A 26,274-nucleotide genomic window follows, 5' to 3' on the forward strand; every position below is an offset into this window, starting at 1 on the left:
ATTTCTCTTTTATTCTTCTCAAAATTCGTTTTTGGCAAATTTGCCAAAACTGTAGTATTCTAAATTTTCACCCATATCATCTTTTGATTTATTATTGTCCAAAATAGCATTTTCCTTTTTTAGAGAAAGCGGTTTTGGTAAATTTGCCAATATCGTTTTTAGTAAATTTATAGTGATGACAAAAGAAGAAATGTGCCCTTGTGGTACTGGAAAGAAATATAAAGATTGTTGTGCCATTGCACATAATGACATCAATAATGTAGTGACTGCAGAACAGCTGATGCGTTCTAGATATTCAGCCTATGTACTTGCAAATTCAGAGTATTTAAATATCAGTCATCACTCTAAAACGAGACCTTCAACGAGAAGTGAAAGGCGTGAAATTATCAAGTGGGCAAAGGCTGTAAAGTGGATTGGCTTAGAAGTTCTTTTCACTAAAGATGGAAAAGAAGGGGATGATTTCGGTGTTGTAGAGTTTAAGGCTATGTTTACTGAAAGAGGAAAACCTTCTATGATTCATGAGAAATCTACCTTTGAAAAAGAGAATGGACATTGGGTTTATAAAGATGCTTTGTAAAGTATCTTTACTTTTCTGATGCTTCATGACTGATGATTATTCAGATGTTATAAAGATTCAGAAATGAAAAAGCCCAAGCAATTTATGCTTAGGCTTCTTTGTTTTATAGTGAAGTGATTTAGTTTTTCACTATTCATTTTTCATTTTTAATTCCAACCTTAAAGTCCTTTGAATACTCTATCAGCATCAAATTCTTTAAGGTTGAAAAGTACAACAACTCCTTTTCCATAGATGTGATCTGAAGGGACAAATCCCCAATATCTTGAGTCAAGAGAGTTATGTCTATTGTCACCCATCATGAAATAGTAGTCTTGTTGGACTGTATATTCTTTGACTTCTTTTCCATCGATTATGATTTTACCATCAACAAATGTCGCTTCATTGTCTTCATATTTTAAAATGATGGGCTTATATAAATTGAAATTTTTCCTATTCAATTTTACAACATCTCCTTTCTTAGGAACTCTTGTCGAAGGGTAGAAGTCAGCATCGTGCATCACCATTTTTTTAGTATTTACGATGTTCGGGTTTTGTTTGATTTCTTCTGCCTTTTTATCAGAAATATTTACAACGAAACTTCTTTTATTTGATGGATAAATTTTATCATTATTAAAGTCATATGTATATAAATCCAGTTCCTCTAAGATGCGCTTTGAAAGACCATTCTTAGTGATGATTTCATATTGATGCTTTGTTTCAAGGTCAGCAAACTCGTGTTTTCCATTGATGTAAATTTCCCCTTTTTTAATACTGATCGTATCTCCTGGAGTAGCAACACATCTCTTTAAGTAGATTGTTTTTAGGTCTACAGGTTTGTCTTCTACTGGATAAAAGAAGCCGACAATATCACCTTTGGTTACTTCTGAAAAACCTGGTAACCTAAAGGTCGGTAATGAAATCCAGTCCAATCCATAGCCATGTAACAACGGGAGTTGTAATGGTGTCGCCGGAGTGATGGCTCCATAATTTAATTTGGAGATGATAATATGATCTCCAGCTTGAATACTTGGTTCTAATGAACTAGTAGGGACAACGCTTCTCCAGCCAATTAACCAAGAGAATAACGAGACTAGAATTAATACTTGAAAGAAATCCTTGACAGAATCTTTACTAAATAATTTACTTTCTTTTTTACTCATTGTGATAGTAATTAATTTGACAATTTGTACTGAACTTTCAGCAGCATATAAAAAGTCTATTTGTTAGAAGAACTATAATTGACTGATCTGGGTGCAATCAAATTTTATCACATTAAAATTAATAAATATAAGACTCTGTTGCTTTTTAAATTGTGTTAATTGATTATTTGAAAAGTTTTCAAATAAGCTTTAAACGATTCAACATTTTCTAGGTAGACTAGGTATAAATTAATCATTGAATACATATAATATTTAAGACCTAGTAAACTTAATAAAAACAATTATGAACAAACTTTTCAATAGTAAAGTACTAGTAGTATTTTCCCTCTTCTTCTTTTTTTCTTTGGATAATTATGCACAGACAATTGGACTTTATTCTATTAAAAATAAAATAGGAAGTTTACCGGATTCAGCTTCTACGTCATTTGATAAAACTCCTGGAATGTTGGAAGCAATGACTTTAGAGAATAAGACAATTTACGCTTTGAAATTCACACCAAGTCATGATGAATTAATAGAGAATTCTCCATTGAAAAAATATATTCAGGATACCTATAATGTCCATCTTACTTTTTCAGAAAAGCAAGTTAGTATGCATGATTATGAAAAAGGGAAGAGATCTATTTTACGTTTCGAAGGAGTGAAAAAAGGTGTCATGTATCAAATCAATATTGATGACGAAGATGATATCATTATTAATATCTTAATGTATAATATTAAGCTAAAAGAAAAGGCAGAAAAAGAACAAAAGAAGAAATAATATGAGAGGGATAGATGATTTGAAATTATCTATCCCTTTTATTTTACTTGTAAATTTTCCTTCTTGTAATCCTCACTACTTTTTATAATTTTGTATAGAATAACTTTTACTTTTTAACCTTGTTATCTCAAGTTATGCAGAATGAATTATTAATTGCTGTTGGAGCATTTTCTACTTTATCATTGATCATCGGCATTCAGTTTCTTATTTTAAAAAAGAGAAATAAAAAGCTGAATGAACAAGCAAGCTTACTTGCCGTTCGTGATAATGCAGCAGAAGAATATGCAAAATTAGAAACTACTTTTCAAGAATATAAAAATGAAGCAAAACTTAAAGAAGAAAATTTAGCTTCTACAATTAGTGGTTTAGAACATAAACTCCAATTGAAAGAACAGCACTTACAACAAGTCGCTCAGCGTTTCATTAATGATCATGTAGATTTTTTAGCCGCTCAAATTACCGCTAGTAATTATGTGGAGTTGAAAAATAAACTGGAGGAAATTTTTGACTTTTGTACTGCTCATGATTACGAAGATCAAGACGGATTAAAAGTAGCTCAAAAAGCATTACGCCAAAAGTTTGAAGGTATTGTAAGAAAAGATTTGGAACGTCAATCTCAGGAAGAATTGAAAGGGCAAATGAGGGAGGAACGTACTTTCCAAGAAAAAGTAAAATCAGAGCTTGAGCGTTTACAACAAGAAAAAATACAACTGCAACGTGACCTTCAAAATGCAATTCATGAAGCCAATGAAAAACAAGCACAACAAGTTCAGTTAAAATTAAATCGAGTAGAGGAACATATAGAAAGAGCTAACAGACAATCGTCTTCTTCTACTACTTCTGGATTTGTATATATTCTTTCAAACTATGGTTCTTTAGGAGAAGGTGTTTTTAAAATTGGAATGACACAATCAGATACGCCAGAAGAAGAAATAAAAAAGTTGAGTAAAGAAGGAGCGACACCTTTCCCTTATGATACACATGCATTGATTAATTCTGCGGACGCACAAAAACTTTTTGATCACTTAAAACAAAGACTTCAAAAGTTTAGTGTAAATAAAGTAAACTTAGAACAAAATTTCTATGCGTTGCCTTTAGATCAAATTATCATGGTTTGTAAAGAGATAGAAGAAAAGGTAAACTTTCAAGAGGAGCCTGAAGCTTTAGAGTATTTCCAATCAATGGAAACTTCTGTAGAAGATTTAGAGTACATTACTTCTTTGAAACGAAATCAATCTGAAGAATAATTAATCGATATATTTCATTATAAAAATAGACTCATGTTTTTCTACCACAAGAATTACATGAGTCTTTTATTTTGATTGAAAAAAATAGGTAGAGTCTTTGTTACGCATTATCGTTTTAATGTCACGATACTGTGTGTCACTTTTCCCCAGACTTTTATTTCTTTTTTTGAAATAGAATGTGGCGACGACCAATAGCCTTCATTCGCCATTCTAAATATTCTGAATTCATTATTTTGATAAGCAATAAAGAAGTCACCTGTTTTTAAATCTTCACCTTTAGCGATCACAAGAAAATCACCGTTCCCCAAACGCCACTCTGGAATATCACGACTCATGCGACAGAAGAAAGTATTAAATCCTCTTTCGATAATATCGTCTGCAGAAATATCATTCTCTGCAAAATCTTTCGCAGGACTCGGGAATCCTGTTGCTTCAAAATATTCTGCTTCAAATCTAGTGACTTCATTCTTGTCCATTTCAAAATTCTCAATTTCTCCCATCTCTTTTATTTTATACAACATTACTGTTGTAGGGTAACACATCTTATTTTACAACTACGAAATAGTACATACTATCATTAAGCCTCACATACAAAGTCGGCTGAATACGATATTTCACGGATATCTAAATTTACTTTTACAAAAATACACAATGTTAAATAAATAAACAATTAAATGTTTAAAAAATAATCTTTATGATTTATAATGACAATGTGGATAGTACTCTACAAACAGGTTGAACCATGATTTGTTCTGAGCGATTTTAAGGCGTATTCAGAGCGTTTTGTAGCGTTAATGATGTGATGAGTCGTTTATATTAATAAAAGCTCTTAGATTGTATTTTAGGAGGGTGTTTTAAAACCTTCTCCTACAAGAACTTTCTCAACAGATAGAATAATTAGCTTTAAAAGACTTTGCTAGCGTTTAATTTGTAATGCCATCAAAATATCACTTTTCCAATCAAAATCGAGCATTATGATATTTGTAATATAACTTATTTAAGATGAGAGAGATAAGTGGATTAGTATAAATAAGAGATGAACCTTTACTGAAACGTTTCACGTGAAACATTTTATTGTATTATTCTAATAAAATTCTTTTACAGAGAAAGTTAAGGGTTTTATGCCGTTGGATGAAAGTCAAAATTCAGAATGAAAACTTGGTATAAATATGGTATATGAAAAGAAAAGGATTTCGTTATCCTTAATTGAAATGAAAGAAAAATAAGTCTTCAATCGCTCACTATAACTACTTACTAAATTGCTAATACGATTGATTTATTTTTTTAAGGAATGTAACTGTACTTTTTAATAGATTTATTCAACAACATGGAAAACCACTTAACAATTGACATCACAAACTATGTGGATGGCATGATCATCGAAACACTTTTAAAAGAACATTATAATTCGGAAAGTGTAGCGCACTTACAAGAAAAGGCAGACAACGCAGACACTTTTTATTATAAAACTTTTCATTTTGAAGATGGGTTTCTGACCAAATTACATTTAGTACTACCAACTTCAGAAGCAGAAGAGTCAAAGAAATTAAACTTCATCAAGTTTTTAGCGGAAAGAACAGGAAGCGAGATCCTTTTTGATGTAGGATATCCTGATGGTAATGTTCTTTTGGTTCAAGAAGATAAATTGTTTCTCGTGAAATGGATCCTTCACAAAGACAAACACAGTATTTCTTATGATAAAGAGAAAATGATGGAGATTAAGGAAAAAGACTTTATCCTTATGCATGAAGCTTAAAAGTGAAAAATGAAGGATGAAAAATGAAATATGTAGAGCCTGTGATAGCATCATGGGCTTTATTTTTTGGTACACCCTTGTAGAGACGCTCTTTATAACGTCTCACGGACCACAGTTTTGTAATGAAAAGTGAAGGATGAAGAATGAAAAATTACTTCACTACTACAAATAATAATGAGTATGTTTGTACAAACACAAACTTTAGCAAACGACATGAGTGATCACTTCAAGAAAAATTTATTAATAGCATATGATATAATAGGCGGAATTATCATCATTTTTTTGATGCTACTGCTTCTTTTCTCCAAGTATGATACGGCGACGAACTTTAATAAAATGACGATCATACTCTTATTTTTTTATGGAGTAGCCTTGGTAGGTTTAGGTGTACAACTGAGGAAGGGTAAATTGAATACAATGCTTCATTATATCCTTTACTTCCCACAAATACTTGTATGGATGTCTGATTCATTTACCTATATCTTAAGCTCTGGCATAAGCTTGTATATTCGTTTTTTTAGCGGGAAAACAGGTTTCTATTTTAATTTAGGTCCTGAATATTCCTTTTCCATAGATACAGTCGTAGAACGAGAAGGTTTTGGAATAAATGTAACTGCAATATTGATTTTAATATTAATAGCGAAAGTAAAAGAAAGCTTTGAAGAGGAGGAAGAAGAAGAATTAGTGGAGTATTAAATTTATTACTATGAAAGACAAAAGGCTAGTCCATCACAGACTAGCCTTTTTTTCATCTAATAGAAATACAAGAGCTTCGAAATTCTTTTAAGTATGAATTATACGATGCATATATTTTAAGCCTCTACTGGAGTAGAAAGCGTCAATTTATTTTTGATTTTGTCCTCAAAAGCAGATAATGCCGCTTTAGAACCTTCACCCATAGCGATTACAATTTGCTTGTAAGGTACGATAGAAACATCACCAGCAGCGTATACACCAGGAACAGACGTACGATTGTGAGCATCTACTTCGATCTCACCCATACGGTTTGTTTTAACGATATCTTTGAAAGTATCACTATTTGCTTTTAGACCGATTTGAATAAATACACCATCCGTAACTACAGATTCTACAGCACCTGTTTCTCTATTGTTGTATTTTAATTCAGTGACCTTGCTACCATCACCTTCGATGCTTAGTGTTTCCGCATTCGTGATGACAGATACATTTGAAAGCTCATTGACTTTATCCTGTAATACCTGATCACCCTTTAAAGTATCCATATATTCTAATACAGTCACCTCAGAAGCGATAGAAGAAAGGTCGATTGCAGCTTCTAAACCAGAGTTACCGCCACCAACTACTACTACTTTCTTACCTTTGAAATAAGGAGCGTCACAGTGTGTACAGAACGCTACACCAGAACCGATATATTCTGTTTCACCAGGAACACCTAATTTTCTCCAGCTAGCACCTGTAGCGATAATTAATGCAGGTGTAGAGAAACGTTCGCCCATTGAAGTTGTCAATTTCTTCACGCCGTCTACGATCTCTACGCTTTCTACCATACGGTTTTCTAAGATATCGATTGGATAATCTTTTAAGTGATTGTAAAGATCTGCTGTTAATTGAGCACCTGTAGTCTTTGTTGTAGAAATCATGTTTTCGATACCAACAGTTTCTTTTACTTGACCACCGATAACGCCAGCAACTACTGCTACTTTGAAACCTTTACGCGCAGAATATACAGCAGAAGATACGCCAGCAGGACCACCACCAACGACTACTACATCATATTCTTGTTCTTCTACAGATGAAGCATCAAAGCTTGTCTCTGCGATATTTTCTATTTTACCTAATAACTCACCAAGAGAAGCTCTACCGACGTGCAATTGCTCGCCATTGGCAGTTACAGTAGGAACTGCTTGAATACCTAAACTTTCTACTTCTTCTTTATTAATACCGCCATCAATGATATGATGCTCAATATTTGGATTGAAAATAGCCATTACGTTTAACGCTTGAACTACTTCAGGGCAGTTTGTACACGTCAATGAGATATAACTATTAACGACTACTTTACTGCTAATGCTTTTAATTTTTGCTGTGATAGCTTCATCAGGAAGGTTTTTACCGATGCCTTCCATATTTAAAACAGCCATTAATAACGTTGTAAATTCGTGTCCCGTTGGTACAGCTCTGAAAACAATATTTTCAATTGTTTGTCCGTCTTTGCTGATTGTAAACGAAAGACCTTCTCCTTCTTTAACGTCTAAAGTCACTTTGTCAGAACATGAAGCAACGTCCTCTAATAAGCTTACTAAAGATTCTTTGCTTGGATGTGAAGCAGCCACTTCAACATTGAATGTATAATTACTTTTTAAGTTTGTGAATAGTCCAGCTACTTGATTTTTTAATGATTGCTCTAACATGAATGAATAAGTTTTATATATATTTTTTGAAAAATCTTTTTTTCTTTATTGATAACGTTACAAAAGTACTACGAGATTCAGTATTAGTAAAATTGATTATTCCTATGATGGTATAGGTTCTCTTTATGCCCCCATTTAATCCCCTTTAATAATAGATAGAGGGACATAAATTGTTAATAGATGGTGTATCCTAATAATTTCTAATACTGATACAAAGGTTTTCCATTATTTTAATTCATGAACACCAAATAGACAGAAGAATTCCAGGGAGTATAGTTTTATTAGAGTTGTCATTCACAAAAAACACATTGTCAACTCAGGGAGTATTTCATAGCATGTACCTATAGCATAAAGACCATCATCCGTTATATAGGCTTAACTAAGCCTTGATTGGATTTATCCTTTCAAGGCTTTTTAGGAACTCTAGAATGAGGATTGAGAATTGAATGTTTTGTAATAAATTAAGCTAATAGTATAGGAATAGGAATTCAAGGTGATGACTTTTTTCATCAAGAATATACTGGAATGGTTCATAGAATAGTTTACTATTTGGTTGAAAATAATGATCCTGACCCTAATAAATTTATTGAATGGCGTTCTAAAATTAGATTAAAACTAAGTAAATCAATGATCCAAATAGGAAAATATTAATTAGTTTTGATACGCAGACTATTGAATATATACATATTTTTTATACTGGATATCCATAATATGACTATTAAAACAACTTACTTAATGAAAGTACTTATTCCATTTTTTTACTTTTTGATTTTCTCTATTCATTCACTTTACGCACAGGAAATACTCGTTGAAAAGGAGATTGATTTATTAAATTATTTTAATACTTCTTATGTTGAGTATGTACCAATTGTTGAGAGTCGAAAAGATAAGGTGGCACTATATATAACGAATAACAATAACATTTATAGCTACCATATTGATAAAGCGGATAACTCTAAAGTAGAAACGTTTTCCGTATCTATACCTGATAAAAAAATCAACAACCTTTTAGGCTGTAATATTGATACACTTGGGCATCATTATTTTTTTACGGATAGAAAGAAGAATCATTTCTTAGCAAAATCATTACTCAATAATAATAGTAAAGAAGTTTCAATTCCTATTAAATTAAAAGGTGAAAGTATTTAGAATCTATTTATTACAATAATAAGTTTCATTTATTGACCTTAAAAAATTCAAGTTCTATTATAAAAATTCATGAGTTTACAGGTAATAAATTAACTAAAACTACAGATATAGATTTATCTTCTTACAACTTCGAAAATAGAGAAAAGAGAACTTTATTTGATGTATTATTAGAGACTGCAAAAGATTATCAAGGGACGTTATTAAATATTCAAAAAATTGAGAATAAACAGTTAACTACTCTTTATCAATCATCACGAAAACACAAACTGTACTGTATCGGTAATAAATTGATTATTACTTTGGATCATGAAAAAGAGGATACGAAGCTCATCACAATCAATCTTGATAATCATAGTTTTAGGATGGAATCTTCTCCACATGAGTTACCTGAAAACTCACTGTATGCCAAGTCTAACTCCTATATTAGAGGAGATCAACTATACCAGTTGGTAGGGAATAGTTCGGAAATTTCTCTTAGTATTAAAGATCTAAAAAAGAATGTACTATTAAATACTTTTGAAGGAAATGAGAAAGGTGATATAAATTGGAAATCAACTCCATTGATGCTAAAAAAATGAGGCAATATTTTTTCAGATACTACTCTAAGAACTTTATCAAAAAGTAAACATTTTTTTAATAAATTATCGAGAACAGATCTGGGAGTAAGTGTATATAATGTTTCTGGAAATAATGGGATAACTTTGGGAGGTATTGAAAATCCGGAACTGAAAATTATTAATCCCTTTACTGATATAGTCTATTTTAAAACAGTACTAAACTCAACAACTTTTACATTTGTAAAAAATGGATTGTCATCAAGTGCATTAAACCAACTTTTAAAAACGAATTCTAAGTTTAGAGATACGATTGTATGTCAGTCTGTTATTATCATAAATAATGATTACTTATTCTGCTATTATCTAAAAGACAAGAAGAAGTTCTATATTCAAAAGTTTTCAGATAAATTAATAGAGCAATAATATTATAGCTATAATGATAACGAACAACTCTTTTCAAGAAAAATTTAAGAAAGAATTATACATTCAGAGATTGACGATTGGTGCCCTCAGTTTTTTATTGCCTTGGCTATTACTCTGGGGTAATCATTTTGTACAACTGAGTTCATTTAGCCAATATTATTATACAAAATCGGTCTTATTTTTCACAGTAATTGTCGCTACTTTTTCCATTTTACTTATTAGTTATAGAGGATACGAAAAAAAGGAAAATGAAAGATGGAGTGATAATTTATTGACCACAATAGCTGGTATTTTAGGATTAATTGTAGTTGGTGTCCCAACGAGTGCAACGGATGAAGTGTCTAAAATCTATGTGGACCTTTTATACGGTCATTCTGATAATGCTTTCAAATTATGGACTCATAATATAGCAGCCATATTTTTTATAATTTGTATGGGAATCATCTCTTTTTTCAAGTTTACATTATCAGAAAATAATAAAAGAAACACATTTTTATACAAAGGAGTCGGAATAATTATTTGGTTATCCGTTTTACTTATCATCATAATGGCTGTAGTATATCAAGGCAAAGAAGCACCTTTTAATTATATTTTTGTTTTTGAATTTATAGCGATTGAGGCTTTTTCGATCTCATGGATTGTAAAATCTCATTTACTCAAGAAAAAGCCATAAAGGCTGACGATAGTGAAGTAATTAATACTGATTCTTTTGGTTTGAGTTAGATATTTTCAGAACTAAAAATGCATCAATTACTAAAACTAAACGTACTACTCTTTTTCATATTATTCATTAGTTTAAGCACTTTTTCTCAGCATAGAATCTCTTCAGGCATTGTAAAGAGTGATACTACTGTGGTCGCTTATTGCAATATTGGCGTTCCCAATTCACCTTACGGAACAGTTTCAAAAGAAGATGGAAGTTTTGCAATAGAGTTACCTGAGGAATTTGCAGATAGTTTAATTGTTTTTTCTTCAGTGGGCTATAAAACAAAGACTTTAAAAAACGAAGTACTTGTCATCGCGGGTGCAAAGGATTTCATCCTTCCTGAACATTCTAAATTAATTATGGAATCAATTCCTAATGCTGAATTACTCATTATTCCGGAAGCTACTCATTATGCACCATGGGAACAGGCATTGATATTTAACAAAAATGTATTGAAATTCTTTAATACAACTGATTTTTGATATAGAAAAAACAGTATTTATACCCACTATACAACCGATTTTAAGTTAAATAGAAAGACAAACTTAAATGAAACTATACATAAACTATACAATTATGTACAAATCTAACTTTAAAATATCGGAAAAATTATTGAGTAATCTAGCTGTTGAAAATAAAGGTGAAATTTCAGATCAATCAGTTATTGTTAATAATGAAAATATAGAAGGTAAAATATTTGCCATTGAAAAGGATAATTTTTATATCATCGGTTATAAACATCTCATCAAACAAGATCATGAAATAGTAATTGAAAATAACTACGATAAAGATTACACAATTATCTATTTTGGTAATAATAATAACATAGATGAAAGTCAATTTAATGCCGTAAAATTATCTAATGGCATAGGTGTGCTGAAAAATGGACAGCAACTAAAATTGAAAAATAAAAAAGGCATCTTAATAGATTAATGATCTTACATGTAAATGCTTCATTTTTTACTGAATCCTTTGAAGCACTTATTGATTATTCAGACAGGATCTCATAAGATAAAGGTTGCAAATGTTTATTTGAATGGAGGATTTCTATCTATGCTGAATCAAAAAATGTCATGGATGATGAATGTAAAGCAAAATGGTTAGATAGCAAATTTAATGAATTTGTAAAGCTCATTCATGAATTATTGGCTGATTTAGAAGACAAACATAATGAACCTTTAAAAAGAAATACCTTGATAGATTTAGTAAGTAAAATAAAGAATTATGCACTTAATCTTTACACTATATCAATGAATCGAAAAACAATAACTAAGCTCTCATTGTCTTCAATAATTTAATGGAATAAGGAGAAGATGAAAATGATGTAATTGAAATCTTTTATGTTTTAACGGTGTATAATATATTGAAATACAATATAATAATGAATTCCCCCTTTATTATGGTGTAAACTCCCCCTATTCATTAACGATGATTCTTATATTTTTGGTTGAATGTTATTTTAAAACTGACTTCCAATAGCAACATGAGGAAATTACTGATCGTTTTTAGTTTATGCCTAGTTTTCATAGAGACACAAGCACAAGAAGAATTTATATGGCTTGATCCGTACAGAGATACTAATGAAAGAATTGATGCCTTACTAAATGCAATGACTTTAGAGGAGAAAGCTTCTCAAATGATAGATGTAAGTACAGGTATTCAAAGATTGCAAATACCTACTTACAATTGGTGGAATGAAAGCCTTCATGGAGTTGCTAGAAATGGTCGTGCGACTGTATTTCCTCAAGCTATTGGTTTAGCGGCAACTTTTGATAAAGCATTAATTAATGATATTGGAACAGCGATTGGAGCTGAAGCAAGAGCAAAATTTATGCTTTCACAAGCATTAGAAAATCGAGGAAGATATGCAGGTCTAACTTTCTGGTCACCTAATGTAAATATTTATAGAGATCCTCGTTGGGGAAGAGGACAAGAAACCTATGGAGAAGATCCTTATTTATCTGGACAGATTGGTTTGAACTATGTACAAGGTTTGCAGGGAAATCATGAAAAATATTTGCAAGCAGCAGCTTGTGCAAAGCATTATGCTGTACATTCAGGACCTGAAGTAGACCGTCATATATTTGATGCGGTTCCAACTTTACAAGATCTAAGAGAAACGTATCTTCCAGCATTTAAAGTTCTTGTAGAAGAAGGAAATGTTGAAGCTGTGATGGGTGCTTACAATCGAGTTTTTGGAGATCCTGCTTGTGGAAGTGAATTATTATTAGATGATATTTTAAGAAATGAATGGAATTTTCAAGGTCACGTTGTATCCGACTGTGGAGCAATTAAAGACTTCTATGAAAACCATAAAGTATATAAAAATGGCGTGGAAGCCACAGCTGCAGCAATTAAGGCTGGTACAGATTTAAATTGTGGAGCTGTTTACAAGAAAAATATAGTGGCTGCGGTCCAACAAGGATTAATTACTGAAAATGAGGTTGATGATCGTTTGAGAAATTTATTGGAGACGCGAATCAAATTAGGTTTGTTGGATCCAGAAGAAATTAATCCATACAACAAAATAAGTCCTGATACTATAGAATGCGAAGCTCACCGAAAAATTGCTTATGAAGCAGCGTTGAAATCAATTGTTTTATTACAAAATAAAAATAATGTATTACCATTAAGTAAAGACATTAAAAACTTATATGTTGTTGGCCCTAGTGCAAATAACAGTGAGGTATTATTGGGGAACTATTATGGAGTGACTAGTCATATGACTAACATTTTAGAAGGGATTGTAGGAAGTGCTGGATTAGGAACAAGTATTAATTATAAACAAGGAATCTTGTTAGACCGAGAAAATAATAATCCAATAGATTGGTCAACAGGAGCGGCTGCAAATGCAAAAGCTTGTATAGCAGTAATGGGTATTTCAGGTTTGATTGAAGGTGAAGAAGGGGAAGCAATTGCGTCTACTATGAAAGGAGATCGCTTGAGTATAGACCTTCCTGAAAATCAAATTAATTACTTGAAGAAAATTAAAAATAAAAATAAAAACAATCCCTTAATCGTCGTATTAACTGGAGGAAGCCCAATGAATCTAACGGAGATTGCAGAAATTGCAGATGCTATTTTATTTGCTTGGTATCCAGGTCAAGAAGGTGGTGAAGCAATTGGTAATATCTTATTTGGTGAAGCGTCTCCTTCAGGAAAATTACCCATCACATTTCCTAAATCTTTGGATCAGCTTCCTGCATATGAAGATTATACAATGAAAGGAAGAACATATCGCTACATGGACAAAGAACCTATGTATCCCTTTGGTTTTGGAATGTCCTATACCCAATTTGATTTTAGTGAAATGAAATTCCAAAAAGATAAAATCAAAAAAGACGATGATTTAAAAGTAAGTATTCAAGTGACTAATAAAGGGTTAGTAGATGCCGAAGAAGTGGTTCAATTGTATTTATCTGAGTATGATGTAAAGTTTGATACACCAAACCATTCTTTAAAAGGATTTGAAAGAGTACAATTAGCTCCAGGAGAGTCAAAAGAAATTGTATTTACAGTTACACAATTAGATAGACAAATTTTCAATACAAAAGGGGAAGCGATTGATCCTAAAGGGGAATTAAAAGTCACAATTGGTAATGCATCACCTATGCAAAGGAGTTATAACCTAGGTGCAAATTTCCAATCTAATACCATTCAAATTCACTAAGATTTTTTGATCATTTATTCGAAATTAAGATGCTCTCTTACTGTAAAAATATAGGTTTAGTAGTAGTAATATTTTATTTGTCACTACAACAAATTCAAGCACAAGAATCATTAATCACCGAAGAGGTAAACATGAAAGTGGAATCCTTGATGGCACAAATGACGCTTGATGAAAAATTAGCCCAGATCCAAGGTACTCGATTACGAGATATCATGGAAGATGGTAAGATTTCTATTGAAAAATGCAGGGAACATATACCCTACGGAATTGGTCATTTTTGTCAATTTTCTACAGGACAAAAATTAGAAGCAGAAGAATTAAGAGATGTAGTTCGAGAAGTTCAGCATTACTTAATGAATGAAACAAGACTAAAGATCCCTGCGATTTTTCATGAAGAAGCTATTACTGGTTTTGCTACTCTAGGTGCCACTACTTATCCTCAACAAATAGGTATAGGATGTACTTGGAACCCTGAATTGGTAGAAAAAATGACGGCATCTACCGCTAAAAGTATGAGAGAAGCGGGTGCAACCTTTGCGCTATCACCTATGTTGGATATCAGTAGAACAGCACATTGGAATAGACATCAAGAAAGTTATGGTGAGGATGCTTACTTAACATCAAAAATGGGTGTAGCTTTTGTAAAGGGTCTTCAAGGAAATGACCTAAAAACAGGAGTGGCTGCTACAGTAAAACATTTTGCTGGGTATGGCACAAAAAATAATGCTGCAAAAGAATTATATGAAGAATATTTAATGCCACATGAGGCGTGCATCAAAGAAGGAGGAGCAAAAAGTGTGATGCCTTCCTATGGAGTGTATAAAGCATTACCAGTAACTGTAAACCCAACAATGTTGGATCAAATGCTTCGTAAAGAAATTGGCTTTGATGGTTTGGTAGTGAGTGATTATGGAGCGATCAATATGGTCTATAAACGTTATAAGCGAGCAGCTGATCCAATGACAGCAGGGGCAATGGCATTAAATGCTGGTGTAGATATAGAATTATCATCACCGATGACATATCCTTTATTAAAAGAAGCTTTAGCAAAAGGATTAGTGACGGAAGCACTAATAGATACTGCTGTAAGACGCTCTTTAGCAATGAAAGCTCGATTAGGTTTATTGGATGAAAAACCAATAATTGGTAAAGATGGACCTCTAGACTTTGATGCTCCTGAAAATAGAAAATTAGCATATAAAGCAGCGACGCAGTCTATCGTTTTGTTAAAGAATAATGGAATCCTTCCTCTAACTAATGAAATTAAAAAAATTGCTTTAGTAGGTCCAAATGCAGCAACAGTTCATGGCTTGTTAGGAGACTATACTTATCAAGCAATGAGAGCTTTTTGGAAAAGTGACATGTTTGATGCATTGAACCCTAAATTAGTGACACTAAAGGAAGGGTTAGAAAATAGGTTAGATCCGAAAGTGAAAATAATGCATGAAAGAGGGTGTGATTGGAGTGCATCATTAGAAGCAAAAGTAGATACGGCAACTTTTGGAGATGATCGTCTTGGTAAATTAAAACTGATTTCTATCCAAGGATTACCACAGCCTAATCTGAAAAATGCAATTCATATCGCGAAAAAAAGTGATGTTATCATAGCTGCTGTTGGTGAAAATATTTACTTAAATGGTGAAGGTAGATGGAGAAAAGGAATTGGCTTACCAGGTGATCAAGAAGCTTTTGTTGAACGATTAATTGCAACCGGAAAACCAGTGGTTCTAGTAATTTTTGGAGGTAGACAACAAGTAATCAGTAAGTTTGAAGATAAATGTGCTGCCATATTAAATGTCTGGTTTCCTGGTGAAGAAGGAGGAAATGCCATTGCTGATATACTTATTGGAAAAGTCAATCCTTCAGGTAAGTTGGCTGTAAGCTATCCGAGTACGCAAGAAAAAAGAGAAATCGATTATAAATTAGGTTACAACAATGATAGTGGGATTCAATATCCTTTTGGTTATGGCCTTTCCTATACCAATTTTCATTACGATAACTTAAAAATGAAAAAGAAAATCTCTCTCCAAGAGGATGATTTCGAAATAAGATGTTCGATTACCAATGTAGGGGATAGATCAGGAGATGAGATTGTCCAACTTTACATTTCTCCAATGGATGCTAATTCAACAATGAAACCTATTCAATTAAAAGGTTTTCAAAGAATTAATCTTGAAAAAGGAGAACGTAAAGAATTGGTATTTCACCTTTCTCCCCAACTTTTAGCACAGTATAAAAACGATAAATGGATTGTAGAAGGTGGAAACTATAAGATTAAAATTGGAGCGTCCTCAACAGATATTCGATTAGAGAAAGAAATAAAATTTGAAGGAAATACTTTAGAACTTATAAAGGGCAGGGAACAATTTTTCTCTACTTGTGAGATAAAAGAGCTAAGTAAAACAGTAAAAATGAAGTAAAATGAAGAATTTGATTTTTAGTATATCATTATTACTAGTTTTCTTTTTTCAGTTGAATTTATGGGGACAATCGAAACCCAATGTTATATTAATTCTAACAGATGATCAAGGGATAGGTGATTTGGGGTGTCATGGCAATCCATGGTTAAAGACGCCTAACATTGATAAATTTTATGAAGAAGCAGTTCGGTTCACAGATTTTCATGTGAGTCCGCTTTGTACACCAACAAGAGCATCAATTATGACAGGACTATACCCTATCAATAATGGTGCATGGGCGACCTACAAAGGGAGAGATATAATTGACGGAAATACTCCCACAATAGCTGATATTTTTAAGGAAAATGGATACAAAACTGCCCTTTTTGGAAAATGGCATCTTGGAGATAATTACCCATCAAGACCTACAGACTCAGGATTTGATTATGCCATTCATCATCTAGCTGGAGGAATAGGAGAGTTATCAGATTATTGGGGAAATAGCTATTTTGATGATGTATATTATGTCAATAATCAACCACAACAATTTGAAGGATATTGTACTGATATTTGGTTTAAGGAAACCATGAAATACATCGATGAAAATAAGGAGGAACCTTTTTTTATTTATTTACCACTAAATGCTCCGCATGATCCATTGATTGTTGATGAAAAATATGCTGCCCCCTACCGAAAGCTTGAAGAGTCTGAAATTGTAGATGCGAACCTATATGGAATGATAGCCAATATCGACGAAAACTTTGGTAAACTAAGACAATTTCTAAAAAAACGGAAGTTAGAGGAGAATACGATTATTATTTACATGAGTGATAATGGTACTCGATTTGGATATTCTCGTGATGGAAAAAGAGGATATAATATGGGTTTGGAAGGTATAAAAGGGGACAAAAAAGAGGGTGGACATCGCGTTCCATTTTTTATCAAATGGCCAAAAGGAAAGATAGAAGGCGGTAAAGACATAACTACTGCGGTTGCTCATGTAGATCTTCTGCCTACATTAACAAACCTATGTAGTATTAATTTACCCAAGGATATTCAATTGGATGGAATTGATATCGCTCCACTTTTTAGGAACAAATCCATAGAAGAAGAGCGTGCTATCTTTATTCATAATCGTCAAGATTGGAGAGTTCCTGAAGAGATTGCGAAAAGTTGTATAATATATAATGAATGGCGATTGATAAATGGAGATCAACTTTATGATATCAATAAGGATAAGAAACAAAGTGAAAATATTGCTTCTGAAAATGAAAGGGTAGTTGAAAAATTAAAACGCATGAACCATTCATTTTGGAAGGATGTGAACCATACTTCAAAAATAAAAGAATTACCTGTTCAAATCATTGGAAACAAATTTCAAGAGAAAATAAAATTGACAATCCAGCATGCTATCGGCGAAGATAAAGGAATTTGGAAATGTCAACAGGTAGCGGATGGAATTAAAAACCAGAATAATACTCATGCGATAGCAGTAGAAAAGAAAGGGTATTATAAAATTTCCTGTAGAAGATGGCCATTAGAATGTACTGGTCCAATAAATGGAATACCTGCAGTAAATCCTAAAAATCTATACACATATCATAAGATAAATCCTCAAAAAGTAAGAATCAGAATTGCCAATCAAATCTTGGAAAAAGAAATTTTAGATGGGCAAGAAGAAGTCAACTTTAAAATTCAATTAGAGAAGGGTAAAACTTTATTGACCAATGATTTTGTCGAAGGTGAAAAATCATATGGAGTGTATTATACATATGTTTCCTTTTTAGGAGAAACAATTTAATAGAAATGAATAATTAAACTTATAAGCAATGAAAACCAATATTAAATACCTATTCGTAGTATTGTGTATTTCCTTTAATGTGAATGCTCAAGTACAACTGGAAAGTGCCGAAGCTAAGGCTGCAGATGCTCCAATTATTGAAGATATACCTATTGCTCCAAATGGTTTTGTGTTTGATAAACCTGAAACAAATAATTCGATTAATTATAATTCGAAAATAAAATTTGACAGAACAATTTATATAGACGCTAAAAAAGGAAATGATAAAAACAAAGGTTTATCAGTAGACAAACCATTAAAAAGTTTAGCTCAATTAGAGAAAATGAAAATCTCTTTTGGAGATCAAATATTACTGAAGGGAAATCAAACCTATGTGGGTACAATTGAGTTGATTAATCTCAATTCAGCGAAAGAAACGACTAAAAAAATTCACATTGGTAGTTATGGAAAGGGAAAAGCAACCATTGATTTTAAAGGGTATCCAGCAGGAATTTGGATACAAAACACATCCAATGTTATCATCACTGACCTTAAAATGACTGGTAATGGTGGTCCTGAAAATGAAACTTTTATGATTCGAAAGAATGACAAAAATAAGGACCAAAGATATGGTATTCGTATCGTTTCAAATGAGGAACATACCCATAGTTTGATGAAAGATTTCACAATATCAAATGTAGATATTTATGATGTATTTTTAATGAATAAAGCTTCTCAATCAAGAGCTTGTCGCCAATGGAATATGAATGACAATGCTGGATGGGGATGGGGAATCTTTGGTCAAGTTTTAAAGAAAGGAAAAGGAATTCAAGAAGTGACTGTCGAACATGTTACTGTTCAAAATGTAAGTCAGATGGGTATTCGTTTCAAAGGTGCTGGAAAAATTGATGGCAGTAAACCAAGAAATGTTAGTGGTGTAAAAATTGAACATTGTACAGTATTTCAATCTGGTGGACCTGGCATGCAATTCAATAGATGTAATGATAGTCACTTAAAATACAGTAGAATTACAGAATCGGGAAATCGTAATGATAAACGTAAGTGGGGTAGAGGTAGCGGTATGTGGACTTGGGGTTTACAAAATTTCCTTTTTGAATACAATACTTTTGAAGGGGCTCAAGGTATTGCAGATTGTTGTGGAGCACACATTGACTTTAACTGTAAAAATGTAGTCATACAAAATAACTTGAGTCGTTATAATGCGGGTGGTTTTATCGAGATTTTAGGATTGAATTATAATTGTTCTTATCGTTTTAATGTAAGTGTAAATGATGGATGGAGAAATCTTAAAGATCCTGCTCAAGATTTTTGGGGTAAGGTAGGTACGCCAGGAGCAATCGTTACTGTAAATGGTCATAATCATGATAAAAAATACATTGGTCCATACAATACGTACATCTACAATAATACAATCATCAATACAATAGAAGGAAATAAGCCTTATAAAAATCCGAATGTATTTAATATCTCTACTTCCAATGAAGGAATTGTTATGATGAATAATATATTCTGGATGGAAGAAAAAGGAAATAGAGGTTGGTCGTTACACCGTTGGAAAGATGGAGAAGCATATGATGCAGCCTTTGATTTTAAAGTATCAGATGCCCCCAAAAAAGGTGCTAAGGTGTTAGGAAAAGAAGGAAAAGGTTTAGCAGGTACAGTAGCAGCTACTACCCGTCCTATGAATGAACAAGAACTAGCAAAAATGGAACTTGTCATGAAAAATAATATCTACTTATTGTATAATCAAAATGGTGTAGATAAGTATACTAAAGTAGCCAATGCTTTGGACGAAGGATATTGGGATGAAAATGCTTTAGGAGGAAACCCTGAATTTGTGAATGAAAGTGGATCCGATGCTGCTGATTTTGTGCCTACTAATACCGCTTTAGTTTCTAATGGACAACCTATCCAAAAATTGAATTCTGATGATACTGAATATGGAATTTATTTTGGAGGACTCGAAGTGAAAAAAGACTTTTTTGGCAACCCAATCAAAGGAAATATTATTGGAGCAATTGTTCCCAATGCAAAGATTAGAGATTGGAAAAAAGTAATGGAGAAAAACTTGAAATCAAAAGAGAGTAAATAAAGAAAGAATACACATTAATCAGAAATGTGAAAGGTTCAATAGTGTTAAAGCTATTGAACCTTTTTTTACGAAGTAATAATGAATTACAAATGCTATAGAATAAAGCCCCGATCAAATTTCACCCCTTTATTTAGCTATATAATTTTTCTTTTTTTTGACTGAATTTAAGTTTTTTGATACTATCTAATTCCCTCTTTGTAAGTAAATAAAGTTACTAACAACCAAAATTAATTTGTCATGAAATTAAAATCATTACTTCTTCTAATAGGTCTTTTTATACTCAATGCATGTCATACACCCAAATCAACAAAAGAAGTAGCAAAACCTTCTTTGTATACTCCAGAATGGGAATCCTTAGGGCAATATGAAGTGCCTGAATGGTGGAAAAATTCAAAATATGGAATTTATTTTCATTGGGGACCATATGCTGTACCAGCATATGAAACCGAGTGGTATTCTCATCATATGTATAAAGAAGGTAGTAAAATTAGAAAGTATCATGAAGAGAAATATGGTACGGTGGACCAGTTTGGATACAAAGACTTTATTCCTATGTTCACAGGCGAGAAATTTGATGCAGAAGAATGGGCTCAACTTTTTAAAAAGGCAGGAGCACAATTTGCAGGTCCTGTAGCAGAACATGCCGATGGATTTGCCATGTGGGATAGTGATTTAACACAATGGGATGCTGTTGACATGGGACCCAAAAGAGATATTGTAGGTGAAATGGCAAAAGCTATTCGTGCACAAGACATGAAGTTCATAGCCACATATCATCGCCATTGGATGTACGCATGGTATCCAACCTGGGATAAAAATACTGATGCAGGTGATTCTAAAAATGAAGGTTTATATGGTCCTTATACGCCAAAAGGAACCTTTCAAATGGCAAAAATTAAAAGTGACCCTTTACCAGATGCTAAGTTTAATCAAGAATGGTTAGCAAGATTAAATGAGTTGATGGAAAAGTATCAACCAGATATTATATGGTTTGATAACCGAATGGATATTATTGGTGAAGAATATAGAAAACAGTTCCTTTCAAATTATTACAATAATGCATTAAAATGGAATAAGGAAGTGGTTTGTACTTACAAATTTGAAGATCTAAAAGAAGGTACAGCCGTTTTGGATTTAGAAAGAGCGAGGATGAGTGAGAAAAAAGACTTTCCTTGGTTAACAGATGATTCTGTAGATTGGAAAGCATGGTGCCATATAGATGACCCTAATTATAAATCTACCAATCGTTTAATTGATTTCTTGGTAGATGTAGTCTCTAAGAATGGAGCAGTGCTACTTAATATCCCTCCAAAAGCAAATGGTGAAATTCCTATTGAAGTAAAAGATCGACTCTTAGAAATGGGGCAATGGTTGAAAACTAATGGAGAAGCAATTTACAATACACGTGCTTGGAAAGTTTATGGTGAGGGACCTCAAAAAATTGTGGAAGGACATCTTAGTGAAAATAAGAACCCAGAAGCTGTTGCTCAAGATATACGATTTACCAAAAATGGAAATAATCTTTATGCAATTGCTTTGGATTGGCCAAAAAATGGAAAATTACTTATCAAAAGTCTAGCGTTAAAAGAAGGATTACTCCAAAAGAAAATTCAAAAAATAAGCCTATTAGGTTCGCATGAAAATGTAAAGTGGGAAATGAAAAATAATGGATTAGAATTGACATTACCTGCACAAAAGAATTTAGAACATGCATTTGCTTTTAAACTTGAATTAGAAGGAAATGTACTATAATGAAATGATAACAAGAATACCAATTAATAAAATGAAGAAGCTATATTATTTTCTAATCACATTTTTATTCTTATCGACAATCTCTTTTGGACAAATTACAAAGTGGAAGTCTTCAGAAGTAAAAAGAGGTGTGACACTAAAGCAATGGGAGGTTAACGATATTTCTTTTAAAGTAAATCCCAAGATAAATAACCCATTTGAGAAAGAAGTTTATGCCCTATTTTCTTCTGATAATCTGGAACAAAAAATCCCTTTGTTTTATAATGGAAATGGCGAATATATATTGAGATATTCAAGTAGTACAATTGGTGAAAAAACATTTGTGCTCACCTCAAATATAAAGCAATTGAAAGGAAAAAAAGGGAAGATCACAGTAACTGAAAATGATAAAGAAAACAGAAAAGGAGGAATAGTATTAAATGAAAATAATAAAGACCGTTTATTCTATGAAGATGGATCACATTACTTTAATCTAGCATTTGAATGCGATTGGCTATTTGCGTTGGATTATGAAAAGGAAGAACTTACAAAGACAAAGCATTTACTTTCTCTTTTAAATAAAAACGGTTTCAATCAGGTAGTAATGAATGTCTATTCTCATGATGTTTCATGGCCTAAGGATTCCTTATTATCAGCATACCCTGAATTTGAATATGGAGGAAAACAAGATATGTTCCCATTTTTAGGTTCAAACGAAAACCCTGATTTTAGTAGTTTAAATATGCACTTTTTCAATCATTTTGATAAAGTAATAGCTGAAATGCATGATCAAGAAATCATTAGCCATCTAATGATTTATGTTTGGAACAAAATGGTTAGTTGGCCTGATATGAATACTGTTGAAGACAATCGATATTATGATTATGTCATCAAACGTTATCAAGCTTTTCCTAATATTGTATGGGATGTTTCTAAGGAGGCTCTTTTTTACGGAAGAGCCACAAAGGAATATATCTCTGAACGAATAGAAAGAACCAGAAAATTAGATGCATTCAACCGCTTGGTGTCAGTACATGATTATGGTTTTTGTAAAAATCACCCTGAAGAAGTTGACTTTATTTCAATGCAAAATTGGCAACATACTTTGTATCAAAATATGATGAATGCTAAAAATGATTTTCCAGATAAACCTATTTTTAACATTGAACATGGAGGTTATGAAGAATCTCCATTCGTTGTTTTTCCTGGGGCTTATGTCAATGCAGAAGCTTGTCTAAGAAGAAATTACATGTGTTTATTTGCAGGTGGTTATACAACATATTATTGGCAGGGTGCTTCTTGGAATGTTGTGATTCACAACCCCTTTGAACAGGCTGATAATTTTATGAAGCCACATTTTGAATACTTCAAATACATGAGAACTCTTTTTGAGTCTGTACATTTTGAAAACATGGAACCTATGACTTGGTTTAATTCTAGTGGTTATAATCTTACTAGTAAGATTGATGGAGAAGTATTAATGTATATTCCTAAGGAAAACAATTGGGTGGGTTCTAATCAAATCCTGAAGAAAGCATTTAGTGCAGACAATGCCACTCAACAGTGGTTCAATACTTTAACAGGAGAAATGACAGAAGAAGTAAAATACGATCGAAAGTCTTTCAATTTTTGGAAAGAAAGACCTTGGGAAGGTGAAGCCGATGTTATATTGATCATAAGAAACTTGAAAGAAAAATCCATATAAAAAATTGTAAACTATATCAAACAATTGAGCTCTATCTAAATTAGGTAGAGTTCTTTTTATTTAAAAGGTGTAGATATATTAAAAAACAATAGGATAAAAAAATGCCCCCCTTTTTGAAAGGTATCACCAAGACATAATTGAAACGAAATTAATAAATTAAAAAAAGATAGATAAAGTAATCTCTCAGCTTCAAAACAGTATAAATAAGTATCGATAATACTCATGGAATTTTTTATAAAAAGATTAATAATCATCTCAGTTTTAATAGCATTTAATACACAAGAAAATTATGCTCAAAATCAACCCAATATACTATGGTTGCTTACAGATGATCAACGTTATGATACAGTTAATGCATTTAATCGAATACTTCATGATAGAGAACATAGTGAATTGGGGTATACAGAATCGCCAAATGTAGATAAATTAGCAAACAGTGGTACAACATTTATCAACACTTATTGTCAGGCAGCAGCATGTGCACCCTCTAGGACATCCATGCATCTTGGTAGATATCCATTTCGATCAGGAGTATATGAGTTTGAATATTATAATAACAAAGCTCCTCATTTTAAAGCAACTTTACCTGAACAGATGCAGGAATTGGGGTATCAAACAGTTCATATTGGAAAGCTGGGTGTGAGAATTAGAACACTAAAAAATGGTGAGGTAAAACAACACAAAATTTATCAAACAGAAATAGATTTTCATGGTTTAAGAAAAGATAATTTAACGGATTGGGGGAAAAGTTGGACAACTAAAATAGATGGAGAGAAATTACCTAAAACTATAAAATCTTTGGAGTTTTTTGTGGATCAAGAGGGAAATCGAAGATATACTTCTCGTGCATTGGAAGAAATGAGACCAGAGTATGCAGGATCTGCAGCTAAAGTATACAAGGAATTTGACCTTTTGAGAATGTATAATGAAAAGAAAGGTCCTGAATCTCCATTTAATCCATTGATTTTAGCAGGAGAAAGTCCTCAACCTGCTGGTAAAACAAGAGACGGAGTATATGCATCAATTTTAGAAGAATATCTTAAAAATGAAGATGATACTTATACTATTGGTAGTAGAACTTTTGAAGGAGTGGATCGAAATAAACCACTTTTTTGTCATATAGGATTTGATTTTCCTCACACCCCAGTCTTACCACCAAAATCTTACAGAGATCGATTTAAAAAATTGAAATATAAAGTGCCTCAATTTGATGAAAAAGAATTGGCGACGATGTCTGAACAAGAGAAAAAGCAAGTCAAGATGAGTTACACCAACCATTTTACAGATGAACAAAAACAAAGTATGATTCAAGATTACTTTGCATTTAGTGCTTATGGAGATGAATTAATTGGACAAGCGGTAGATGCTTTTATAGATTATAGTGAAAAAAATAATCAGGAATGGATCATTGTTTATGTATGTGGCGATCATGGTTGGAAGTTGAATGATCATGGAGCGGTATCAAAGTTTACCTCATGGGATATTGATACGCATAATCCAATCATTGTAGTTTCGTCTGATAAAAAGCAGTTTCCAGCTGGAAAAGTAGTAAAAGAATTCACAGAGTTTGTAGACATTGCACCAACTATATTATCAGCTGGAGGAGCAAAATTAGACAACGAAAAATATAATTACTTAGATGGTTTTGATCTTGCAAAAGTAACAGGAGGTGAAGTTATTTTTAGAGATTATGTCGTTGGTGAAAATCATGCAGTGACGGGGCCAAGAGCATTTATTAGAACAAAGGATTATGTATTTTCCATTAAAACGAGACCTCATAAAAATAGGGGAAAAGATCTAGAATGGGCACTTACTGCAAGCTACGAAGCATTAGACCCAAGTCTTTATCATACTTCAAAAGATCCCAAAGAGAAGATTAATTTAGCCTTTGAGAAAGAATATAGATCTATAGCAATGCTTTTGAAAAAGAAACTCATAGATGTTGTATTAGGTGATGGTAGAGTAGAAGTGAATTGGGGTAAAAAAGCGGATGGTGTAGAAATCTTTGAAAGTAATTTTGCAGAAGGTGCACATGATTATCAATTACAAATTGAACAGTAATTTAAAAGTCGTCAATTTATTAATCATTAAAATAAAATTATAGAGGGTATAAACACTTATTTTATTAGGGGTTGACTTGAATATGGCTATATTTAGACTTTTATGAAATGA

20 protein-coding genes are annotated in these 26,274 nt (G+C 32.4%); 17 read left to right on the plus strand and 3 right to left on the minus strand.

Annotation, left to right across the window (positions count from 1 at the left end):
- The first annotated feature begins 175 nt into the window (after positions 1–175).
- A complete protein-coding gene (locus tag ACXAHM_RS07370; protein ID WP_474959771.1) occupies positions 176–577 on the plus strand; it encodes a YchJ family protein in 402 nt (133 codons plus the stop codon).
- Positions 578–735: 158 nt separating this feature from the next.
- Here the strand turns inward: ACXAHM_RS07370 and lepB are convergent, their stop codons facing one another.
- Positions 736–1,716, minus strand: a complete 981-nt coding sequence (gene lepB / locus ACXAHM_RS07375) for a signal peptidase I (RefSeq protein ID WP_474959772.1) — start codon at positions 1,714–1,716, stop codon at positions 736–738.
- 283 nt (positions 1,717–1,999) lie between these two features.
- Between lepB and ACXAHM_RS07380 the strand changes: the two genes are divergently transcribed.
- Positions 2,000–2,476: a hypothetical protein gene (locus ACXAHM_RS07380; RefSeq protein ID WP_474959773.1), complete on the plus strand. Its 477-nt coding sequence runs from the start codon at positions 2,000–2,002 to the stop codon at positions 2,474–2,476.
- A gap of 134 nt (positions 2,477–2,610) precedes the next feature.
- Positions 2,611–3,723 (plus strand): GIY-YIG nuclease family protein, encoded by a 1,113-nt coding sequence (locus tag ACXAHM_RS07385; protein WP_474959774.1) that lies wholly within the window; start codon positions 2,611–2,613, stop codon positions 3,721–3,723.
- Positions 3,724–3,830: 107 nt separating this feature from the next.
- Here ACXAHM_RS07385 and ACXAHM_RS07390 read toward each other — a convergent pair whose 3' ends face one another.
- Positions 3,831–4,244, minus strand: coding sequence for a LexA family protein (locus ACXAHM_RS07390; protein WP_474959775.1), 414 nt, complete (start codon positions 4,242–4,244; stop codon positions 3,831–3,833).
- An 806-nt stretch (positions 4,245–5,050) separates the two neighbouring features.
- Between ACXAHM_RS07390 and ACXAHM_RS07395 the strand changes: the two genes are divergently transcribed.
- Together ACXAHM_RS07395 and ACXAHM_RS07400 are read left to right on the plus strand one after the other, a co-directional pair.
- Complete coding sequence (locus tag ACXAHM_RS07395) at positions 5,051–5,479, plus strand: hypothetical protein (protein WP_474959776.1); 429 nt, start codon at positions 5,051–5,053, stop codon at positions 5,477–5,479.
- Between the two features lie 180 nt (positions 5,480–5,659).
- Positions 5,660–6,175, plus strand: a complete 516-nt coding sequence (locus tag ACXAHM_RS07400) for a hypothetical protein (RefSeq protein WP_474959777.1) — start codon at positions 5,660–5,662, stop codon at positions 6,173–6,175.
- A gap of 116 nt (positions 6,176–6,291) precedes the next feature.
- Here the strand turns inward: ACXAHM_RS07400 and ahpF are convergent, their stop codons facing one another.
- Entirely contained in the window at positions 6,292–7,869 is a 1,578-nt protein-coding gene (ahpF, locus tag ACXAHM_RS07405) for an alkyl hydroperoxide reductase subunit F (protein WP_474959778.1), read from the minus strand.
- Between the two features lie 735 nt (positions 7,870–8,604).
- On the opposite strand from ahpF, the gene ACXAHM_RS07410 reads away from it, so the two are divergent.
- The 12 genes from ACXAHM_RS07410 to ACXAHM_RS07465 all read left to right on the plus strand — a co-directional run bounded on the left by ACXAHM_RS07410 (position 8,605) and on the right by ACXAHM_RS07465 (position 26,163).
- Positions 8,605–9,018, plus strand: a complete 414-nt coding sequence (locus ACXAHM_RS07410; RefSeq protein ID WP_474959779.1) for a hypothetical protein — start codon at positions 8,605–8,607, stop codon at positions 9,016–9,018.
- A gap of 32 nt (positions 9,019–9,050) precedes the next feature.
- Positions 9,051–9,596, plus strand: coding sequence for a hypothetical protein (locus ACXAHM_RS07415; protein WP_474959780.1), 546 nt, complete (start codon positions 9,051–9,053; stop codon positions 9,594–9,596).
- Between the two features lie 415 nt (positions 9,597–10,011).
- Positions 10,012–10,671 (plus strand): hypothetical protein, encoded by a 660-nt coding sequence (locus tag ACXAHM_RS07420; protein ID WP_474959781.1) that lies wholly within the window; start codon positions 10,012–10,014, stop codon positions 10,669–10,671.
- 68 nt (positions 10,672–10,739) lie between these two features.
- On the plus strand, positions 10,740–11,186 hold the full coding sequence (locus ACXAHM_RS07425; protein WP_474959782.1) for an alpha/beta fold hydrolase: 447 nt from the start codon (positions 10,740–10,742) through the stop codon (positions 11,184–11,186).
- Positions 11,187–11,280: 94 nt separating this feature from the next.
- Positions 11,281–11,637 (plus strand): hypothetical protein, encoded by a 357-nt coding sequence (locus ACXAHM_RS07430; protein ID WP_474959783.1) that lies wholly within the window; start codon positions 11,281–11,283, stop codon positions 11,635–11,637.
- A 550-nt stretch (positions 11,638–12,187) separates the two neighbouring features.
- On the plus strand, positions 12,188–14,374 hold the full coding sequence (locus ACXAHM_RS07435; protein WP_474959784.1) for a glycoside hydrolase family 3 C-terminal domain-containing protein: 2,187 nt from the start codon (positions 12,188–12,190) through the stop codon (positions 14,372–14,374).
- Positions 14,375–14,451: 77 nt separating this feature from the next.
- The gene (locus ACXAHM_RS07440; protein ID WP_474959785.1) at positions 14,452–16,794 is read left to right on the plus strand and encodes a glycoside hydrolase family 3 N-terminal domain-containing protein; all 2,343 of its coding nucleotides are present in this window, start codon (positions 14,452–14,454) and stop codon (positions 16,792–16,794) included.
- Between the two features lies 1 nt (position 16,795).
- Positions 16,796–18,574, plus strand: a complete 1,779-nt coding sequence (locus ACXAHM_RS07445) for an arylsulfatase (protein WP_474959786.1) — start codon at positions 16,796–16,798, stop codon at positions 18,572–18,574.
- Positions 18,575–18,602: 28 nt separating this feature from the next.
- Positions 18,603–20,666: a right-handed parallel beta-helix repeat-containing protein gene (locus ACXAHM_RS07450; RefSeq protein ID WP_474959787.1), complete on the plus strand. Its 2,064-nt coding sequence runs from the start codon at positions 18,603–18,605 to the stop codon at positions 20,664–20,666.
- A gap of 237 nt (positions 20,667–20,903) precedes the next feature.
- Positions 20,904–22,418, plus strand: coding sequence for an alpha-L-fucosidase (locus tag ACXAHM_RS07455; RefSeq protein ID WP_474959788.1), 1,515 nt, complete (start codon positions 20,904–20,906; stop codon positions 22,416–22,418).
- A 31-nt stretch (positions 22,419–22,449) separates the two neighbouring features.
- Positions 22,450–24,102, plus strand: coding sequence for an apiosidase-like domain-containing protein (locus ACXAHM_RS07460; RefSeq protein WP_474959789.1), 1,653 nt, complete (start codon positions 22,450–22,452; stop codon positions 24,100–24,102).
- A gap of 222 nt (positions 24,103–24,324) precedes the next feature.
- Positions 24,325–26,163, plus strand: coding sequence for a sulfatase-like hydrolase/transferase (locus tag ACXAHM_RS07465; RefSeq protein ID WP_474959790.1), 1,839 nt, complete (start codon positions 24,325–24,327; stop codon positions 26,161–26,163).
- Positions 26,164–26,274: the final 111 nt, after the last annotated feature.

The organism is Flammeovirga sp. AWQ4_249 (assembly GCF_056161045.1).

Bases quoted from the DNA above. Each gene is read 5' to 3' on its own strand.
- ACXAHM_RS07370 (WP_474959771.1), top strand. From the start codon at position 176: ATGACAAAAGAAGAAATGTGCCCTTGTGGTACTGGAAAGAAATATAAA.
- lepB (WP_474959772.1), bottom strand. From the start codon at position 1,716: ATGAGTAAAAAAGAAAGTAAATTATTTAGTAAAGATTCTGTCAAGGAT.
- ACXAHM_RS07380 (WP_474959773.1), top strand. From the start codon at position 2,000: ATGAACAAACTTTTCAATAGTAAAGTACTAGTAGTATTTTCCCTCTTC.
- ACXAHM_RS07385 (WP_474959774.1), top strand. From the start codon at position 2,611: ATGCAGAATGAATTATTAATTGCTGTTGGAGCATTTTCTACTTTATCA.
- ACXAHM_RS07390 (WP_474959775.1), bottom strand. From the start codon at position 4,244: ATGTTGTATAAAATAAAAGAGATGGGAGAAATTGAGAATTTTGAAATG.
- ACXAHM_RS07395 (WP_474959776.1), top strand. From the start codon at position 5,051: ATGGAAAACCACTTAACAATTGACATCACAAACTATGTGGATGGCATG.
- ACXAHM_RS07400 (WP_474959777.1), top strand. From the start codon at position 5,660: ATGTTTGTACAAACACAAACTTTAGCAAACGACATGAGTGATCACTTC.
- ahpF (WP_474959778.1), bottom strand. From the start codon at position 7,869: ATGTTAGAGCAATCATTAAAAAATCAAGTAGCTGGACTATTCACAAAC.
- ACXAHM_RS07410 (WP_474959779.1), top strand. From the start codon at position 8,605: ATGAAAGTACTTATTCCATTTTTTTACTTTTTGATTTTCTCTATTCAT.
- ACXAHM_RS07420 (WP_474959781.1), top strand. From the start codon at position 10,012: ATGATAACGAACAACTCTTTTCAAGAAAAATTTAAGAAAGAATTATAC.
- ACXAHM_RS07425 (WP_474959782.1), top strand. From the start codon at position 10,740: ATGCATCAATTACTAAAACTAAACGTACTACTCTTTTTCATATTATTC.
- ACXAHM_RS07430 (WP_474959783.1), top strand. From the start codon at position 11,281: ATGTACAAATCTAACTTTAAAATATCGGAAAAATTATTGAGTAATCTA.
- ACXAHM_RS07435 (WP_474959784.1), top strand. From the start codon at position 12,188: ATGAGGAAATTACTGATCGTTTTTAGTTTATGCCTAGTTTTCATAGAG.
- ACXAHM_RS07445 (WP_474959786.1), top strand. From the start codon at position 16,796: ATGAAGAATTTGATTTTTAGTATATCATTATTACTAGTTTTCTTTTTT.
- ACXAHM_RS07450 (WP_474959787.1), top strand. From the start codon at position 18,603: ATGAAAACCAATATTAAATACCTATTCGTAGTATTGTGTATTTCCTTT.
- ACXAHM_RS07455 (WP_474959788.1), top strand. From the start codon at position 20,904: ATGAAATTAAAATCATTACTTCTTCTAATAGGTCTTTTTATACTCAAT.
- ACXAHM_RS07460 (WP_474959789.1), top strand. From the start codon at position 22,450: ATGAAGAAGCTATATTATTTTCTAATCACATTTTTATTCTTATCGACA.
- ACXAHM_RS07465 (WP_474959790.1), top strand. From the start codon at position 24,325: ATGGAATTTTTTATAAAAAGATTAATAATCATCTCAGTTTTAATAGCA.